Raw genomic sequence first — 17,581 nt, 5'->3', positions numbered from 1 at the left:
GTGTTGAAGCAATAGCCTATTTTTATAATTTATATATTAGACCTCTTGCGAAAGTAAAAACCACCTCAATATAAATTTCATGAGATATCAGAAATTAAATCGTTTTTCAGATTCTGAATTCAAACGCTTGGTTGGCGTACCTCGACATGTTTTTACTGAAATGGTAGAGGTTTTAGAAAAAGCAGAATCACTCAAAAAGAAATCAGGTCGTCCTCATACTTTAGATATAGAGGATCAGTTGTTATTAACTCTCAATTACTTACGGAACTACAGCACTCAACTGGAATTAGCGGCAAATTACCATATCGCTGAAAGTAATGTGAATCGAACCATTAAAAAGGTTGAAGATGCATTGATGAAATCAAGACGTTTTACTCTGCCAAAACGAAGCATTACCACGGCAGACGAACACTTTAACTGGGTAATTATTGATGCGACAGAATGTTCAATAGAACGTCCGAAAAAAAAATCAGAGTAAATTCTACAGTGGTAAAAAGAAGAAATATACGCTAAAAGTACAAGTGATCTATCATCCGAACAGCAAACAAATCATAGGGCTAGATATATCGAATGGCAGTCAGCATGACATTAAATTGGCAAGAAAAACGGTTAAGAAATTCAAACATTGTGAATATGTTATGACTGATCTAGGGTACTACGGATTAGAGCAAGATGGCTTTAAATTATTGATGCCAATAAAGAAAAAGAAGAATTTACCCTTATTTGATGTTGAGAAAAAGTACAATAAAATGATTGAAAAAATACGAGTTGTGATCGAACACATTAATAGTCAATTGAAAACATTTAGAATATTAAGTGAACGCTATCGAAATAGACGGAAAAGATTCGGCTTACGCATTAACTTAATTGCTGCACTCGTAAACCGGATAAACTTGCAATAATGACTTTCGCAGGAGATCTATTATTAACTAGTAATTTTCATTTGAAATTATTCTTATCGAAGTAAAAAAGCTCTCTCTAAGGGATCTTTTTTTTATACATCTTATACAGATTACTTTACTAGTATATTGGGGTACGTAAAGAGCATGTCTAAAAAAAAATCTACATCGTCAGAAAAATCTAAAACTCGATTAGATCTTAATAAAATTCTGACTATAACTTTAAGACCAATAGCTAATATTGATACGAATATAGGTAGAATTTTTTTATATCCTTTAACAATTGGTGCTATTGAAAAGTATACAAGTAGTCTAGAAGACTCCACTATAGAGCGAATTCGTAAATTTCTCTCCACAATTTCTAGCCTATCTGCTGATAGAATGGAATCAAAGCTAAGCCTTGATCAGATGGCACAATTATCTGACGATGAAATAGAGCTAATTTCTGAAGTTTATGCTTTGTCAGGTCAATTTAAGCAATTAGAAGAAAGTGAAGACAATAAACTTGTGGTTGTTCGTAATAAAAATGAGAACAATAGTGAGTTTTTGGATAGATTGCTTAAGGCTGAGGTGGATAAGACTAAAAAACAAGCTAAGCTAATTCATGAAAAAGTATTTTCATCAACTGAAGGGATTTTTGATCGAGTTCGTAAAAGTAGTTCTGAGTTAGGACAATCATGGCAACAGTTTGACCAACTAAACAAAGCAGCTTTTCAGAAGCCTCCAGAGTTTAGTCTAAAACCTCTTATAGATAATCGATTCGCTGAACATACTAAAATATTAGCTAAGGAACGTGCTCAAGATCGAGAAATGGCTCATCTGACAGGACAAATGACAGCACAGTCGGCAAAAACGCTTCAGGAGCTTGCAGAGGCTGCAGCTACAATGTTGGAAAGACTAGATCAGAGAGATAAAGAAGCAAAACATACTACGAAGATACAATTATGGTTTGCAGTTGGTTCATTAATTATTTCAACTCTAATTGCAGGAGCATCTGTGTATCAAGATTATCGAAACAATAAGTCTGGTGATCAATGGCAAGCTACAGTTTTAGATGAGTTTCATCAACTGAATTCACAAGAAAAATATAAGGATAGAGAAATACAGGTTGTCAGGGAAGAAAATCAAAAGTTAGAAAATCGTGTTAAATTTCTGGAATCACAGTTGAAAGAAGAAAAAAAGATTCACCACTTTATTACTAGTAGCAAATAATATAAAAAGATCCTATATAGAGATATTTTTTATAGGACTTACGCATTGACGGATTCAAAAAAGTATTAAAATACTTTATAAAGTATCTGTGATCAGACGAATTAAACATGCTTCTACAGCAACTTGTACATTACCCATTTATATGGGCTTTCTCATGACAGAACCGAACTCTATTAGCTGCACACAACTTGCCGAGACTTATAATATCTCGCATGATAGTGTAAATCGCTTTCTAGAACGTGAAGACTACACACCTCACGACCTATATCAAGAATCAATTCAACATATTGATAATAATAAACTTATAGTCAGTATTGATGATACTGTTTTAGATAAACCATATAGTCAACATATGGACTTGGTTAGCTATTTTTGGTCAGGCAAACACCACCGATCCGTCAAGGGTATTAATCTCATTACCTTGTATGCGACAGATCAAAATGGTCAAAATATTCCAATTAATTTCCGAATTTATGACAAATCTGAAAGTAAAACCAAGAATGATTACTTTATGGATATGTTAAGTGAAGTACTCAGTTGGGGTGCAAAGATTCAATTTATTACAGGTGATAGTTGGTATTCATCGACTGGAAATCTAAAAACCATAAGAAAATATGGTATTCGATTTATGTTTGGTATCGACTGTAACCGTAAGGTTTCCCCAGAAAAAGGACAATGGTTTCAACTGCGTTTATTGCCAGATTTCCATCAGGGTCAAGTGGTCTGGCTCAAAGATTTTGGCTTTGTACAATTATTTAAGACTCAGTTAAAAGAACAGCAGAGGTTTTATATTGTGCATCAAGATGAAGATGATTTATTGTCCTTTGAGGGTTTTCATGAATTACATTCAAGTCATTGGAAAATAGAGCAATATCACCGGGTGATTAAACAGGTTTGTCATATTGAAAAGTTTCAAGTAAGACGATCTAAACTGATTTTGAATCATATTTTTTCAGCCTTGATGGCCTACGTTGAGATACAAAAGAACCAGTTTGAGCGGATCTTTGAAAATGTATATCGTTGGCAGAAGAAATTATTTAGACCAGTTATCAAAAACTTCATTGATGACTTTATTCTCGATAAAAATCATCTGCTACCACAGAGAATCTATAAATAATAGTGCGTAAGTCCTATTTTATTAACTAATACATTTTTGTATATTCTTATTCAAATAGACACTTAATGGTAAATTATATTGGACACTCTGAATTACTACAAAAATATCCTAGAATTAAGTAAGCGTCCGCTGAACCCCACTTTTTCTAACTCATTAATACCGCGATAGTGTCCACTTAAATTTAAGTGGACACCTATTTATGGATTTAAAGACAGTTATAGACAGTGCACCAACGCTAAAAAAGCCCCGTCGAACCTTCACAGCTGAATTTAAACATCAACTTATTCAGCATGCCAGCAGCCAGATACATCAGTGGCCAAGGTAGCAATGCAACATCAGATCAATGCCAATCTGCTACATAAATGGATTCGTCAGTCCAGATCAATGCCCCCTGCATTAAAAACCCCATCCATTCCACAGACTGACTTTCTTCCGGTCATTCTTCACCCGACTCCAGTCAAACAAGAAGCACCTCTACCACTTGTGCCAGAGAAGAAAGCTGTCGCTCATATCAGGATTCCATTACATGAGGCACCAAGTTCCGCAAGGGATCAGATGATCGAGATCGACTGGCCGGTGGAGTCAGTAACTGAATTACTGTTGCTGATCCAGGGTTTGACTCAATGATTCGTATTGATGAGATCTGGTTGTCTACCCAGCCGATGGACATGCGTGCAGGGATGGATACAGCCATGGCTCAGGTGCTGAGAGCCTTTGGCTACATCAAACCGCATTGCGCTTACCTGTTCTGTAATAAGCGTGGCCATCGTATGAAAGTGCTGGTGCATGATGGACTGGGTATCTGGCTGTGTGCCCGGCGGCTGGAACAGGGGAAATTCCACTGGGCTAAAGTTCACCAGGGTGAAAGTATGGCGATCAGCCCGGAGCAGTTACAGGCACTGATCCAGGGTTTGCCCTGGCAAAGAATCGGACTGCAGCAAGTGGTAACAATGCTCTAAACCAGGCTCATCCATTCTGCTATTCTCCAAACGTTCTATTTCCTCTGCATCATGACCTCAGGCATACTGCGGTCATGAATACGCTGCCTGATTTAAGCCAACTGACCCATGAACAACTGCTGGAATTTACCAGACAGTTGGCGATGCAGCATCAGTCTCTGGCACAATCTAAACAACAACTGGAACAATCAAATCAGCAATTAGATGCCAGAGTTCAACATCTTGAAGTCACCAATCAGCAATTAGATTCTAAAGTTCAACATCTTTCTATTCTCAATCAAAAATACGAGCATGAGCTTGCACTATTTAAACAGCATAAATTCGGCAGTAAAAACGAACATCTAACCGTAAAACAAATCCATCTCTGGGATGAAGCGGTTGAAGAAGATATTGCAGCGGTTGATCTGGAACTGGAACGACTGAATGCAGATAAAACCAATGCAGCTGCACAGAAAGCCCCAGTCAACAAACCTAAACGTCGGCTGTTGCCAGATCATCTACACACCCTCCGTATTGAGCATGAACCTGCATCAACCCAATGCAGTTGTGGCTGTACCTTGCGTCGTATCGGTGAAGATGTCAGTGAAAAACTGAATTTCAGACCGGCACAGTTCTATAAGGAACAGCATGTGCGTGGTAAATGGGTCTGTGATCAGTGTGACACTCTGACTCAGCAAGCGATGCCAGCCTATGTGATTGATAAAGGCATTGCTTCACCTGAATTGCTTAGCCATGTGCTGGTGTCAAAGTATGCCGATCATTTGCCTTTGTACCGTCAACGTCAAATCTTTCTACGCGCAGGTGTTGATCTGTCTAGATCAACGTTATCTGACTGGATTGGCCGCTGTGGGGTGGAACTGGAACCTCTGGCCAATGCCTTAAAACAGGTGGTACTGCAACAGCAGGTGATCCATGCAGATGAAACACCGGTGACGGTCATGCAGATGGGTGAAAATGAGAAAAAGCCCAAAAAAGGTTATGTCTGGGCCTATGCCAGCACACAGTACAATCCAGTTCAGGCAGTGATCTATGACTTTCAAGATAGCCGTTCTGGCCAGCATGCTGAAGACTTCCTGAAAGGCTGGCAGGGTCATTTGGTCTGTGATGATTACAGTGGTTATAAAGCACGCTTTAGATCAGGTCAGGTCATTGAGGTGGGCTGCATGGCACATGCACGTCGTAAATTCCATGAACTACATGTGACCAAGAAAAGTCAGGTCGCTGAACAGGCATTAGTGCTGATTCAGAAATTATATGCGATAGAAGCAGAATTAAGAAAAAAGACGGATGGTACAGCGGAAGACCGCTGCGAATACCGACAACAGCATAGTCAACCGGTCATGCAACAACTATATGAATGGCTCAACCAACATCAGCTGACGGTGCCATCGAGTTCTCCAACCGCCCGGGCGATCAATTACAGCCTAAAACGTTGGACTGCTTTAAGCCGCTATCTGGATGATGGCAATCTACCCATTGACAATAATTGGATAGAGAACCAAATGCGTCCCTGGGCCTTGGGGCGTAAGAACTGGCTATTTGCAGGTTCGCTGCGCAGTGGTCAACGAGCTGCCAATATCATGACTTTAATCCAGTCAGCAAAGCTGAATGGCTTGGATCCGTATGCCTATTTAAGTGATGTGCTGAAAAGGTTGCCAACACATAAAGTGCCCCAAATAGAAGAATTACTACCTCACCGCTGGAAACCTGAACCCCGTTAAAACTTGGCGATGGCGTTCAGCGGATGCTTACAGAGGAAGTGCTAATTTAATCATTTATTAGATAAAGTTAAATTAACTTTTTATGTAATTGGGCATGAAATTTGCAAATATGAATAAACGTTAGATGTATGTGAGATCTTATTTGTATTTTATCCCCAAGAGGTCTTCGAGACTTTAAAATTGTGATTAAGATCTAGCAATATAAAATGAAGAGGTTGTTATGATTTCAAATGTTTTAATTTTAAAAAACCACTAGTGTAAAATGGTTTGATGTGAGGGGTATGTATTTTTATAAAGTTGAGTTTTTTGAATTTTAACGTGTTAAATATATTTTAATTTTTTTGTTTTTTATAGTGCTAATTATTTGAAAGTGTAAATTATTAACTTGAGGGTGGTTTGGTTGTAATTATGGGTTCGGATAAGTTGGTGGTTTAAATTGTTTAATTTTATTGAAATAAAGACCCAATATGGCTGAATAATATATTGGTTATATTGAAATGTTTAAAGTATCGAGTTGTTAGTTAAATTAATTATCTACTACTTTTAGAAGAATTCTTTAGAGGTGTTAAATGAGTCAAGGTTTGGATGAAATAGAGGTACGTCTTACTATAGAAGAAGACTGGGAAATTCTTAAAACAGTTCGTTTGGAGTCACTTCTAGATAGTCCCGATGTTTTTTCTGCCACTTATGCCATTGTTGAGAAATATAGTGAATCTGAATGGCGTGATAGGGCTGCGCATAAAACTAAATATCAATATATTTTAGCAATCAAAGATGCCCAAGCTATTGGGATTGTTGGCGGGATACAAAATTCAGCTCATGATTTTAACTTAGTGGCGATGTGGGTAAATCCTAAATTTCGTGGAAAGGGAATTGCAGATATTTTGATCTCTACTATTAAGGAGCTAGCGATTTCTAAAGGGCACAATAGGATTGTATTAAGTGTATCACCTGGAAACTCTAGAGCTGTTGATGTTTATTCTAGACATGGTTTTGTTTTTATATCTGAGTGGGAGGTTTTACCACTTAGTTCTGGTGAAAAAAATCAAAAAATGGAATGTTCCGCATTATTTTAATTTGCATTAGGAACTGGTCAAAAATCAAAATGTGCCAGATTATATTCTACTATTTAAGTTGACAAAAATAACTAATGATGCGAAAAGGTTTTTTTAGTTAACAGATGTTCACACATGCCTAGAATTGTTTCTGTACCACTTAGTTTAGAACAGCGAGAACGACTCATTTTTCTGGTCAAGCATGCAAAACATTGGCGTGAAAGGCAACGTGCCCAAACTATTCTCTGGCTTTCCGAAGGTAAAAGCGTTGCGGAAGTTGCCACTCTACAAGAACGTATCCCAGAAACCATAAGGCTACAACGCCGACGTTGGGAATTGTATGAGTTTGAATCGATTAAAGAAGGTCATCGCTCAGGTCGACCCAATACATTGATCTCAGACTATCAGGCGAAAATCCTAGATTGGGTCAATACAAGTCCACTCAATGCAGAACAAATCCGAGTCAAACTACATGAAGAATACGAAGTGTCCGTGTCTGTTGAAACCATTCGTAAGTTTTTACGGGATTCAGGTATGGTCTTCAAGCGTACCCGTCATAGCTTGAAAAAAAAGAGATCCGATTGCATTTGAACAAGCAACACAGCAGATTGAAGAATTACGAGAGCAAGCGGCACGTGGTGAAATTATATTAGGTTATGTTGATGAAACAGGATTTTCATCTACACCTGATAACCGCTATGCGTGGACAAAGATAGGTGATGTTCATGCGGTTGATGCAATAAGATTAAAACGAGTTAATGTCATGGGGTGTTTGCTTTCAACGGGGAAACTGGTGACTAGTTGTTTACAAGAGTCAGTGACAAGCACTTGGTTTTATGCCTATTTAACTGGAATAGCTCAACAAGTAAAACAGACGTATAACCTTCCATTGGTTCTTATTGTTGATAATGCCTCGATTCATAGAAGTAAAAAGATGGCTGATTACAGAGAGCTACTTAAAACTAACTTTTCGACGAATCTGTATTTTATTCCAGCTTATAGCCCTGAGTTAAATCGAATCGAGATGGTATGGAAGCAGATGAAATATTATTGGCGAGATTTTCAAGTCATGACAGCTGACAAAATAGAGCAATGGGTGGAGAAAGTATCAAACCAATTCGGAAAAGAATACATGTTTACTTTTTAATGACAACTTAGTAGGTGAATATGTTGAGTACTATTAAATTAATTTTGGAAGTATAATTAATGAAGTCATTAATTAAAAATTCAACTAACTTTTTTCCTCTTTCATTTGAACAAGAGCAATTTCTGTCCAAGGAGGAGGTCAAATGTGTTAATGAATTTAATAATATATCTGCGATGACTCGACTAATTGGGCAAGTTCAAATACCAGAGATGCTAGCTGCCTTGAATGAAATTGTGCGTCGTCATGAGATATTTCGTACCACATTTAATATATCTGACCAGTTTTTAGTACAAACCATTGCAGCACAATTTGAAATAGAATTACCTGTTGTTGATTTCATGGAATTTTCATTGGATGAGAGAGATGTACAAGTTCAACAGTACATTAAGAATGAAGTTCATAGTCAATTTAATCTATCCTCAGGTCCACTGTTCCGTGTATTTTTACTAAAGTTGGCATCAGAAGAATATATATTATTGTTTATAGTGCATCATATTATTTTTGATATTTCTTCTTTTGAAGTCTTAAATAAAGAATTGAGTACATTATATACAGCGTATGTTCAAAATATTCCTTCACCTTTATCTGAGTTGAGTATTCAATATGCCGACTATGCTCAATGGCAGCATCAACATTTAAATGAGATGGAATTAAAGCGGCAAAGTGCTTATTGGAGTAAAAATCTAGAAGGATGTTCTGCACTACTAAATTTACCATTAGATAGACAGCGACCAGCAATCCAATGTTTTAATGGGGCTAGTTATAGATTTGATATACATGAAACCATTGTAACAAGCTTAAAGGAGACATGTAAGCAATGTGATGGAACTTTGCTTATGCTATTACAGAATTAAGTACTAATAGTTCAATATTTTCACTCTAGATTTGGTCTATTATCAGAGAACGTAATCTTCCCATAAATAACCGAAGTTAAAAGTTGAGATTAAGTATTCATTCGAGGGAGCCTCCCTATATTTACTTACTTAGTTAATTCGTTTCCTCGGTCTTCTTCTAAATCAATATTTTGGAATATTGAGCTCCCTAGTTTATCTTTTTAGAAATATGAAATGAATCGAATTGCATTTTCTTAATCCTTGGTTAGACTGAACTTACTATAAGTTTAGTATCCATACTAAGAATGATGAATCACCTTCCTAAAGTCATTGTTTTTGATGCTTTCGGTACACTTGTAAAAATTGGTACAAGCCGATCTCCATATCGCAAGTTAATGAAGTGGCTAAAAGATAATGGTAGAAAACCAAGCACCAAAGATGCAAGTGTTATTATGTCTAATCCTGTTGATATTGCACAATTAGCTATGCTCTTTGGAGAAAATATTCCCCCTCAACTTTTGCACGAAATAAATGATGATCTCCTATTTGAGTTAAGTACAATTGAACTTTATAAAGATACGACATCCACATTACAAATATTAAAAGAGCATGGATTTAAAATTGCACTATGTTCTAATTTAGCCATGCCTTACGGAGAGCAACTTAAAAAGCTGCTTCCAAATGTATTTGATGCGCTTTTTTTAAGTTATGAAATTGGGGCTATAAAACCTGAAGATAATATCTATGAAGTTATTAAAAGCCATTTCAGCTGTGAAATGTCAGAAATACTATTTATTGGAGATCACCCAATTCTAGATGTTGAAAAACCCATTTCTTTAGGAATGGATGCACGTTTAATTCAACGTCATAAGAAGCAACTGCTGACGAATGTAATAGGCGATCTAATTTTAAGGTAGTGAAATCCGTCAAACGGCACATAGCTTGTCATTAGTATGATAATCAATTCAGTATCTTAGTTCTTCTAACGAATAATAATGACATCATACTGCGACTCAACCGATGTCATTATGAGTGTAAGACGACTCAACCTGTGTCAATTTTCGATAAATGATTTTTTTAGACTTAAAATCTTTAACGAGATCTTTCATATAACAACTTTAGGTTGAACAAAATATCAATTGTATTAACATATGGATATTCGTATATACGAAATAGCATATAAATGAGTGTTAAAAATGGATCAAACAGATTTCTTTAAATGCCTTTCTGATCCAACTCGCTTGGATATCTTAAAGCTTGTTATGGCTAAGCAGAATATCTGTGTATGTGAACTTACTGAACGTTTGCAGCTTAGTCAGCCTAAGATTTCCAGACACCTAGCATTACTTAGAAACCTTTCGATTTTGCTAGATCAGCGACAAGGACAATGGGTCTATTACCGTCTGAACCCAAATCTTCCTGAATGGGCTAAAGCTGTACTAAATATCATCTCGAATCAGAACGAAGACATGATCAACAGCACCTCTACTGATACTTCTATCTCTATTCATTGTGATTAATAACTATGAAATTCCTTTTCTTATGTACAGGCAATAGTTGCCGTAGCATCCTCTCAGAAGTGTTATTTAACAGTCGTGCTCCTGAAGGATGGAAAGCTTATAGTGCGGGTAGTAAACCTACAGGCAGAGTTCACCCCTTAACGATTAAGACTCTAAAAAACTTAGGGCTATCTACAGAAGGCTTATCAAGCAAAACAATGGATGACTGTGAACAGTATCAACCGGATGTTGTGATTACAGTATGTGATTCGGCTGCTCAAGAGTCATGTCCCCTATATTTGAATGATGCAATTAAAGCGCATTGGGGATTAGCCGACCCATCACATTTAGACCTTCCTGAAGAAGAAAAACTTCAAGCATTCTTAAGGACTGTTGATCACATTAATAGACGCTTAGACGCTTTATTTGCACTTGATGTAAATAGCCTTTCTCGTTCTGAACTAATCAATGAAATCAATAAGATTTCTAATATCGAGTAAGCCATGTCTAACTCAAGACTTTCATTTCTAGACCGAAACCTGACCCTATGGATTTTTATTGCCATGGCATTAGGGGTAGGCATTGGTGTGTTCTTTCCTCAAGCCTCTGTTGCACTGGATAGGTTAAGCGTGGATTCAGTGAATATTCCTATCGCAATAGGACTAATTCTGATGATGTATCCACCACTCGCTAAAGTCGATTATGCAACTTTGCCAAAAGTGTTCGAGGATAAACGCACTCTGACTTTATCCCTTGTTCAGAACTGGCTGATAGCTCCATGTCTGATGTTTATCCTGGCAATAATTTTTCTGCATTCCTATCCTGAATATATGACAGGCTTAATCTTGATTGGATTAGCTCGATGCATTGCTATGGTGTTGGTATGGAATGGATTAGCCTGTGGCGATAATCAGTACGTAGCAGCATTGGTGGCTTTTAACAGTATTTTCCAAATTTTATTTTTTAGTACCTATGCTTGGCTTTTCCTGACCTTCTTACCGCCTTATTTTGGTGTGGAAGCACAGGTTATTGATGTGAGCTTTTGGACAATTACTCATGCTGTCCTCGTTTATCTCGGCATACCATTCCTACTTGGTTTCTTAACCCGAATGATTTTAGTGAAGCAAAAAGGGTTGCTATGGTATCAAACTAAGTTTATTCCCAAGATCAGTCCACTTAGTCTGATTGCGCTCTTATTTACGATTGTAGCCATGTTTAGCCTTAAAGGTGGTGAAGTAGTCAATCTACCTCTAGACGTGCTTAGAATTGCAATTCCTTTAACCATTTACTTTATTGTGATGTTCTTTATTAGCTTCTTCATGAGCAAGTGGATGGGCAATGACTATCCTAAAACTACCGCTATCTCCTTTACTGCCGCAGGAAACAATTTTGAATTGGCGCTTGCTGTCGCTATTGCCACTTTTGGCCTAGCTTCGCCTGTTGCTTTCACAACAGTCATTGGGCCATTAGTAGAAGTTCCTGTATTGATCACTTTAGTTACGGTGTCTTTATGGCTGAGAAAAAAAGTTTTTAAAGAGGTATGAATCTGATGAATTTACCGAATATTGATTTAAGTCTTTTAGAAAAGCCTACTTTAGAAAAGGTTCAAGCCAAAGAGCTAGATCATCCACCAAGAATACTGCTTCTGTATGGTTCAAACCGTGATAGATCATATAGCCGTTTAGCTGTTCAAGAAGCTGGCCGAATCCTAGAGTATTTCGATGCCGAAGTTAAAATTTTCCATCCTAAAGGTTTACCTCTCCCTGAAGATGGTGATATGGAACATCCTAAAGTGAAAGAGCTTCATGAACTCTTAGCATGGTCAGAAGGTATGGTGTGGTGCTCTCCTGAGCGTCATGGCTCAATGAGTTCCATCTTGAAAGCTCAAATTGACTGGATTCCACTTGCAGCAGGTGCAATACGTGCAACTCAAGGTAAAACCTTAGCTGTAATGCAAGTGTGTGGTGGCTCTCAATCTTTTAATGCAGTGAATCAATTGCGTATTCTAGGACGCTGGATGCGGATGATCACGATTCCAAATCAGTCCTCAGTACCCAAAGCATTCATGGAGTTTGAAGAGGATGGTCGTATGAAGCCTTCTTCTTACTACAACCGTATTGTCGATGTAATGGAAGAGTTATACAAGTTTACCCTCTTAACGAGAGGACAGGCTTCATACCTCACTGACCGCTACTCTGAACGGGTAGAAAGTGCTGAAGAATTATCTAAGCGTGTAAATCAGCGTAGTTTATAAGTATCTAGTTTATAAAGTATCTAGCTTATAAAAAACCGCCATTAATAATGGCGGTTTTTTTATGACAAACTATGAGTCGCATGACGTTAATCTTGAAGGTGAATCTATGTATAAAAAGAGAGGTAAAGCAGTAGAGTAATATTTAGTTTTTGTCCAAGTAAAGGGACACCTTAATTTATCAAAGAATTTATTAAAGTGTCCAACTTGAATAACAATGGATGTTCAATTAAATGTTGATTTTGCAAACTTTAATAAGCTTTGCTATTTCATTTCATCTAACATTTCTTGAACTGTTTTTTGAGGTGAGACAAGTAATTCATGAACAGTCCTTTGATGTGCTGAATATACTAGTCTTGCCATATCGATGTAGTATTTGTAGGTGGTTTCTAAATCCTCATGTCCCATCTGATTCTTTAATGCTTCAGCAAAAGCTGCATAAAGAACCTCTGAGGAACTATCGAGAAGCTTTTCCTTAAAAAACTCAAGTGCAAACATAGTGGGCCACCAATGCCTAGCTTCATAAAATGTAATTTTTTCTCTAAAGTCTGGATAAAATTTCATTGCTCTTAATTTGGCATCATTTGAGCGTTTGGAAATCATTGTTGGCGTTATAGGTTTCCCCACTTTATTTAAAAACAAGATTGATGGTGGGCACTCAATTCCATATTTTTCTCGATATAATTTTCTTCTTTCATTGTAAAAAGGCTTGATATAAGTTTTATCTAATTCTTTAAGATCTTTGATATTAATTCTAACAGTTCGAAGCTTTTTCCCTTTGCCTATTACTTCGAACCCGATGGTGGGATTATCTTTATCCATCTCAGAATATGGCATTATATGTTTATTCTCTCCATTTCCAAGGTATGGGAATTGGACAAGTTCTATAGGACGCATACCAGTGCCAAGAGACAGCTTAAACAAGGCAGAGTAGGCGGGATCAGTATAAGCATTAATCAAAGCCTTAATCTCTTGATTTGTAATAAGAGACTTTGAAGAGCTCTGTCGTCTTTCTTTATCTAGAACTTTTATATTTTTCGCATCTATAACCTGTTTAGCTGTTTGTTGAATATAATTAAGCATTCTTTGATTTTTGAAATTAGCAATCCAATTCTTATGCTCTATAGATACATTAGTGATGTATCCAGAATTATGTAACCATTTGAAATAATTTAAAATAATTTTTGCATCTTCAAAAATCGTCTTTGAAGTCGGTTTATTAGACTGTTTTTGTACTCTTTTTATTTGACGATAAATTTGCCATTTTCTGATGTCACGGTTATCAGTAAGAACATGATATTTGCTGATCTCAATATCCCGGAACTTTTCATCTGTAGATAAATATGAATAAAATTGAGCTAAGATATTTGCATACCGCTTGGATGTGTTAATTGCTCTATTTGTTTCGTAGTATAGAAATAAATTAGGATGGCTAAGTAATATTTCTTTATCACCAGGAAGTATAGCTTTTAAGACAAAATGCTGACTATCATTAAGTGTATCGACGCTTTTATATTCGATCAGTATGGACTGTATTGTTATCATTAATCCCCCTGATTTATTCGATATTGGCATACTTTATCAAAACCATCCTGTACTGAAGGTATAAATGGTTTATCAGCTGCCTGAAATTCAGAATTAGGGATATTTCTGAAAAAAAATTGACGTTGTGATTTAGTGATTGCCTCTGAATCTGAATGTGGAATGTAGATTTGTATTCCTGATTGGTTGTTTAGTTTTTTCAAGATTAATTTTAATTCTGATCTTGAGTGGATGGGAAGTCTGACAAATAAATGGAGGGTATCGGAATTAAATACATAATTTTGGACAAATTTATTAAAACTGCATAGATACCTTTCCATAAATATGATAACAACTACTTTTCTATTAACTGAAAGTTTATTCAATTTTGTTATTATGCGATTAATAGCACTATCTTTTTCATCTTCGAAAGTGTCAATATTGTCAGTATCTTTATAATTTTTAAAAATCGATTCAAAATTCTCTTCTAAGACTTCAAATTTAGCAGAGAAAGAGGGGATTGCAGAATTAGTACTTTGTATTATTTGTTGTTTACTTAATTCATTCTGTAAAGTATTGATCTTCTCTAGTAGTTTGTCGTTGTGTAAGCTTTGCTTCTGCAACTGTAATCTAATAGTATCTGCATCAAATGAAGTAAGATCATTGTTCATTAATGTAGTTGTCATATTATTTTTTATTTTAGCTATTTCTTTACTATGGACTTCTTCTAACCCATTAAGTTTATTCTGAAGTTCAACAATTTTTGATTGGTAGCTAGATAATAATTTGTCGGAAGAAATTTCCTCCTCACCCTTAATTAATTCACTAATAGGTTTTTCACCGTTCATATAGGGTTTCAAATCAGAATAATATCGATTAAATGATTGTCTAGATATATCTACAATTGTACAGATATCCTGTATTTTTAATTTAACACTAGGATTTTTTACATTTTCTTCAATGATAGCATTAACAATTTTAGATCTTGTTGTTGAACTCATAATTGTACCACTTCCATTTTTAGAGCCTTTTTAACTTTGTGATGATTCATATCTAAGGTTTCTAGATGTTTTTCATTCGCTGCAAGTTTTTTACGGATCATTGCCTCTGCTTTCTGGCCAATGTTATCAGTTGACTCTAAAACACAGTGATAGAAGTTGATGTTGTCGGAGATAGCTTTCCTCGATTTTTCAAGGACAACGCAATATTGACAATCCAATTGACAATTATTCACATCAGGAGTTAAAGAAGTTCCCAAATTGTCTTTTTCTAAAAGGCATGGAAGTAGGTCATCCTTTTCTATTTCGCCACTATAAATACAATAGGAGCCTAAAGCAGATCTGTGGATAAACCAAATCTCTCCACTAGAAAGCATGTGTGATACATAATTCATAATTTGAAGTTTAAGTTGTTTTCCAACAAATTTTTCTGGAATTGAGATCATTGTATTTGCAATTCTTTCGGCTAATTTCCCTGAATAAGACTCATCTCTAATATTGCGTACTACCTCATGAAAATCCTCAGTAAAATGTACTTCAATAGCTTCTGCAATTGCATTAACCATAAAAGGATTTCTAGCTATATATTTCAGAGTCATGGCATAGCTTTCATGTCCAAACAGCATTCGGATTAAATCGATATTTTTTTCACTTCTATTAATTAATATTTCAGCTACTGTTTTTCTAAACCGATGAGTATGAGGCCTTTCGATTCCAGTAAATTGTCTAATTTCATTCGTGATGAGCTTAATTTGTCCGCTTGTGAAATTATTTAGTACTTTTCTGCTTTTGTTTGACTGAAATAAATAACCTTCCTTATTAAAATTAGATAAGTTTTTTAAATGTTTAAAACAATCTATGCAGTTACCGATAAAATAAGGAATAGGCATTACTTCGGTTTCACCCTGATAATTTGGGTCATTGGTGGTTTTAAATCTTGTAATATTTATCCAATATTCATCATTTTTATCTTTGTAGATATCGTCTAGCATGATTTGCCCAATTTCTCTTGCTCTCATTCCTACAGTAAGACCAACTAAGATAAACAAAGCATTCCTAACATGATCTAAAGCTACTGCATATTGATTTTTCCATGTATATACGTAGGGCTTACTATGGCTTTGAAGGCTAGTTTTTTGAAAACTTCTAATGCTAGACATTACATTTATTCCATCAATTGTAATGTTTGTAAGTCTTTCAAATTCTTCGTTTGGTGCCCATGAATAGAAAGGAGCATGGCTGGTATTTGATAAATCTAGGCCATCAATATAATCACGTACTTTTATCAATTCTGGTAATGCAATTTCGAGCCAGAATAATGAATACTCTATTAATTTTGAGAGTTCATCCTCAGAAAATGGCAGCCAAGTAGATAATGTACCCTGAAAATGATTAAGAACATCCTTAGATCGGCGTTTATTATCAACAGATATTGGATTTATCTTTAGTCTGTAATTCTCCGGTATGGCTTCTTGATGAGATAATGATAACCATAATCTAATGATACGAAATAGGTCACGATAATGACTTGGAGTGTCTTGATTGTTTTTTGCTCTATCGAGTGCATCGTTTAATATAGCTGGACTAATACAATCTATATCAGAAGGGTCATCTGGAGATAAATGATTATATTGAAAAATATAGGATAGAAAGAGGTTAAAAGTTGAATTATAAGATCTAGTAGTGGCGTAACTTCTAATGTTGCCAAATGCGCAAAAATCTGGGATTACGTAATATAACAATGCACGTTTTAAGCCATTGTATTTTGTATCTTCCTTTCTGAAGTTGATTTTTACAGGGTTGCTACCAGTGGGAAATTCAAGTAACCATACATCATCTTTATATGAAGAATAGTCAGAAATAGGAAAGTCTTGATCAGGATATTCACTTAGTTTTATAGATAGTGAAATAACTGAGCTAGATATTCTCCCTCCAGTGGTTTGTAAAACATGATTGAATTCTTCACTAGCAGCCTCAGTTTGATCCTGCAGCAACGATTCAGTGGTAAAATATTCATCAAGATCAAGCATAATCATCCTCAAAAATTACTTTCAAATCATTTAAGTTTCTAGGTAACAGAGGTGCATTTTTTCTTTGGTACCGTGCGGATTGTTTAATATGATCATCATCATTCCAGTTATCTAGAATTGACTCAATAATCAATTTTTCTTCAATCAATGTTGAATCAGGCTGATATATATCGCTCATTGAATCTTCTAGATGTTGTAGTCGTTCCATTAGATAAGGAACAGATTCTTCAAAAAGGCGAATTTGTTTGCAGAAAATACAATTTTGAATTGAATAACATTTTTTTCCCTCAGGAATCTCATTTTCTGAGCCGATCCATGTTGGTTCATATTGATTAGAAC

At 35.9% G+C, this 17,581-nt stretch carries 19 protein-coding genes; 15 read left to right on the top strand and 4 right to left on the bottom strand.

Features of this window, described 5'->3' with window-relative positions; all coding sequences use genetic code 11:
* The first annotated feature begins 79 nt into the window (after positions 1-79).
* From F893_RS17540 to arsH, 15 genes are all read left to right on the top strand, one after another.
* Positions 80-902 (top strand): IS5 family transposase gene (locus F893_RS17540; RefSeq protein ID WP_101627170.1). Its coding sequence is split into 2 segments (ribosomal slippage): positions 80-460 and positions 462-902, totalling 822 coding nucleotides; the frame shifts between segments, so codons are not numbered across the junction.
* 144 nt (positions 903-1,046) lie between these two features.
* A complete protein-coding gene (locus tag F893_RS12545) occupies positions 1,047-2,111 on the top strand; it encodes a hypothetical protein (RefSeq protein ID WP_005252333.1) in 1,065 nt (354 codons plus the stop codon).
* A gap of 88 nt (positions 2,112-2,199) precedes the next feature.
* On the top strand, positions 2,200-3,228 hold the full coding sequence (locus F893_RS12540; RefSeq protein WP_079255106.1) for an IS701 family transposase: 1,029 nt from the start codon (positions 2,200-2,202) through the stop codon (positions 3,226-3,228).
* A gap of 327 nt (positions 3,229-3,555) precedes the next feature.
* On the top strand, positions 3,556-3,855 hold the full coding sequence (locus F893_RS12535; protein WP_005252331.1) for a hypothetical protein: 300 nt from the start codon (positions 3,556-3,558) through the stop codon (positions 3,853-3,855).
* Entirely contained in the window at positions 3,852-4,187 is a 336-nt protein-coding gene (gene tnpB, locus F893_RS12530) for an IS66 family insertion sequence element accessory protein TnpB (protein ID WP_000618090.1), read from the top strand. The genes F893_RS12535 and tnpB overlap by 4 nt, the downstream gene beginning before the upstream one ends.
* A gap of 74 nt (positions 4,188-4,261) precedes the next feature.
* Complete coding sequence (locus tag F893_RS12525) at positions 4,262-5,908, top strand: IS66-like element ISAba17 family transposase (protein WP_005252329.1); 1,647 nt, start codon at positions 4,262-4,264, stop codon at positions 5,906-5,908.
* A 569-nt stretch (positions 5,909-6,477) separates the two neighbouring features.
* Positions 6,478-6,984: a GNAT family N-acetyltransferase gene (locus F893_RS12520; RefSeq protein WP_004278676.1), complete on the top strand. Its 507-nt coding sequence runs from the start codon at positions 6,478-6,480 to the stop codon at positions 6,982-6,984.
* 114 nt (positions 6,985-7,098) lie between these two features.
* The gene (locus tag F893_RS12515; RefSeq protein ID WP_004647755.1) at positions 7,099-7,554 is read left to right on the top strand and encodes a helix-turn-helix domain-containing protein; all 456 of its coding nucleotides are present in this window, start codon (positions 7,099-7,101) and stop codon (positions 7,552-7,554) included.
* On the top strand, positions 7,544-8,110 hold the full coding sequence (locus tag F893_RS12510) for an IS630 family transposase (RefSeq protein WP_108675453.1): 567 nt from the start codon (positions 7,544-7,546) through the stop codon (positions 8,108-8,110). Before F893_RS12515 ends, F893_RS12510 begins: the two co-directional genes overlap by 11 nt.
* 59 nt (positions 8,111-8,169) lie before the next feature.
* Entirely contained in the window at positions 8,170-8,964 is a 795-nt protein-coding gene (locus F893_RS12505; protein ID WP_005252326.1) for a condensation domain-containing protein, read from the top strand.
* Between the two features lie 287 nt (positions 8,965-9,251).
* Positions 9,252-9,860: an HAD family hydrolase gene (locus F893_RS12500; protein WP_034436503.1), complete on the top strand. Its 609-nt coding sequence runs from the start codon at positions 9,252-9,254 to the stop codon at positions 9,858-9,860.
* 279 nt (positions 9,861-10,139) lie between these two features.
* Complete coding sequence (locus F893_RS12495) at positions 10,140-10,463, top strand: ArsR/SmtB family transcription factor (protein WP_005252324.1); 324 nt, start codon at positions 10,140-10,142, stop codon at positions 10,461-10,463.
* A gap of 5 nt (positions 10,464-10,468) precedes the next feature.
* Complete coding sequence (locus F893_RS12490; protein WP_005252323.1) at positions 10,469-10,942, top strand: arsenate reductase ArsC; 474 nt, start codon at positions 10,469-10,471, stop codon at positions 10,940-10,942.
* Positions 10,943-10,945: 3 nt separating this feature from the next.
* On the top strand, positions 10,946-11,986 hold the full coding sequence (gene arsB, locus F893_RS12485; RefSeq protein ID WP_005252322.1) for an ACR3 family arsenite efflux transporter: 1,041 nt from the start codon (positions 10,946-10,948) through the stop codon (positions 11,984-11,986).
* 5 nt (positions 11,987-11,991) lie between these two features.
* Positions 11,992-12,696 (top strand): arsenical resistance protein ArsH, encoded by a 705-nt coding sequence (gene arsH, locus F893_RS12480; RefSeq protein ID WP_005252321.1) that lies wholly within the window; start codon positions 11,992-11,994, stop codon positions 12,694-12,696.
* A 261-nt stretch (positions 12,697-12,957) separates the two neighbouring features.
* Here the strand turns inward: arsH and F893_RS12475 are convergent, their stop codons facing one another.
* Genes F893_RS12475 through F893_RS12460 form a run of 4 tightly spaced genes read right to left on the bottom strand, consistent with a single transcriptional unit; the run spans position 12,958 to position 17,420 of the window.
* The gene (locus F893_RS12475) at positions 12,958-14,238 is read right to left on the bottom strand and encodes a tyrosine-type recombinase/integrase (protein WP_005252320.1); all 1,281 of its coding nucleotides are present in this window, start codon (positions 14,236-14,238) and stop codon (positions 12,958-12,960) included.
* On the bottom strand, positions 14,238-15,215 hold the full coding sequence (locus F893_RS12470; protein WP_005252319.1) for a hypothetical protein: 978 nt from the start codon (positions 15,213-15,215) through the stop codon (positions 14,238-14,240). Before F893_RS12470 ends, F893_RS12475 begins: the two co-directional genes overlap by 1 nt.
* Positions 15,212-17,242 carry a tyrosine-type recombinase/integrase gene (locus F893_RS12465; protein WP_005252317.1) on the bottom strand — a complete coding sequence of 677 codons (2,031 nt, stop codon included), beginning with the start codon at positions 17,240-17,242 and terminating at the stop codon, positions 15,212-15,214. The genes F893_RS12470 and F893_RS12465 overlap by 4 nt, the downstream gene beginning before the upstream one ends.
* Positions 17,235-17,420, bottom strand: a complete 186-nt coding sequence (locus F893_RS12460) for a hypothetical protein (RefSeq protein WP_034436234.1) — start codon at positions 17,418-17,420, stop codon at positions 17,235-17,237. The genes F893_RS12465 and F893_RS12460 overlap by 8 nt, the downstream gene beginning before the upstream one ends.
* Between the last annotated feature and the right edge of the window lie 161 nt (positions 17,421-17,581).

Source organism: Acinetobacter sp. CIP 102136 (assembly GCF_000369685.1).
GTDB lineage: Bacteria > Pseudomonadota > Gammaproteobacteria > Pseudomonadales > Moraxellaceae > Acinetobacter > Acinetobacter fasciculus.
Note: the sequence above shows the minus strand (reverse complement) of the source record. Positions and strands in the feature narration are given on the sequence as shown.

Excerpts from the sequence above, each read along its gene's own strand:
- F893_RS12545 (WP_005252333.1), top strand. The coding sequence starts at position 1,047 with ATGTCTAAAAAAAAATCTACATCGTCAGAAAAATCTAAAACTCGATTA.
- F893_RS12535 (WP_005252331.1), top strand. The coding sequence starts at position 3,556 with ATGCAACATCAGATCAATGCCAATCTGCTACATAAATGGATTCGTCAG.
- tnpB (WP_000618090.1), top strand. The coding sequence starts at position 3,852 with ATGATTCGTATTGATGAGATCTGGTTGTCTACCCAGCCGATGGACATG.
- F893_RS12525 (WP_005252329.1), top strand. The coding sequence starts at position 4,262 with ATGAATACGCTGCCTGATTTAAGCCAACTGACCCATGAACAACTGCTG.
- F893_RS12520 (WP_004278676.1), top strand. The coding sequence starts at position 6,478 with ATGAGTCAAGGTTTGGATGAAATAGAGGTACGTCTTACTATAGAAGAA.
- F893_RS12515 (WP_004647755.1), top strand. The coding sequence starts at position 7,099 with ATGCCTAGAATTGTTTCTGTACCACTTAGTTTAGAACAGCGAGAACGA.
- F893_RS12505 (WP_005252326.1), top strand. The coding sequence starts at position 8,170 with ATGAAGTCATTAATTAAAAATTCAACTAACTTTTTTCCTCTTTCATTT.
- F893_RS12500 (WP_034436503.1), top strand. The coding sequence starts at position 9,252 with ATGAATCACCTTCCTAAAGTCATTGTTTTTGATGCTTTCGGTACACTT.
- F893_RS12495 (WP_005252324.1), top strand. The coding sequence starts at position 10,140 with ATGGATCAAACAGATTTCTTTAAATGCCTTTCTGATCCAACTCGCTTG.
- F893_RS12490 (WP_005252323.1), top strand. The coding sequence starts at position 10,469 with ATGAAATTCCTTTTCTTATGTACAGGCAATAGTTGCCGTAGCATCCTC.
- arsB (WP_005252322.1), top strand. The coding sequence starts at position 10,946 with ATGTCTAACTCAAGACTTTCATTTCTAGACCGAAACCTGACCCTATGG.
- arsH (WP_005252321.1), top strand. The coding sequence starts at position 11,992 with ATGAATTTACCGAATATTGATTTAAGTCTTTTAGAAAAGCCTACTTTA.
- F893_RS12475 (WP_005252320.1), bottom strand. The coding sequence starts at position 14,238 with ATGATAACAATACAGTCCATACTGATCGAATATAAAAGCGTCGATACA.
- F893_RS12470 (WP_005252319.1), bottom strand. The coding sequence starts at position 15,215 with ATGAGTTCAACAACAAGATCTAAAATTGTTAATGCTATCATTGAAGAA.
- F893_RS12465 (WP_005252317.1), bottom strand. The coding sequence starts at position 17,242 with ATGCTTGATCTTGATGAATATTTTACCACTGAATCGTTGCTGCAGGAT.
- F893_RS12460 (WP_034436234.1), bottom strand. The coding sequence starts at position 17,420 with ATGAGCGATATATATCAGCCTGATTCAACATTGATTGAAGAAAAATTG.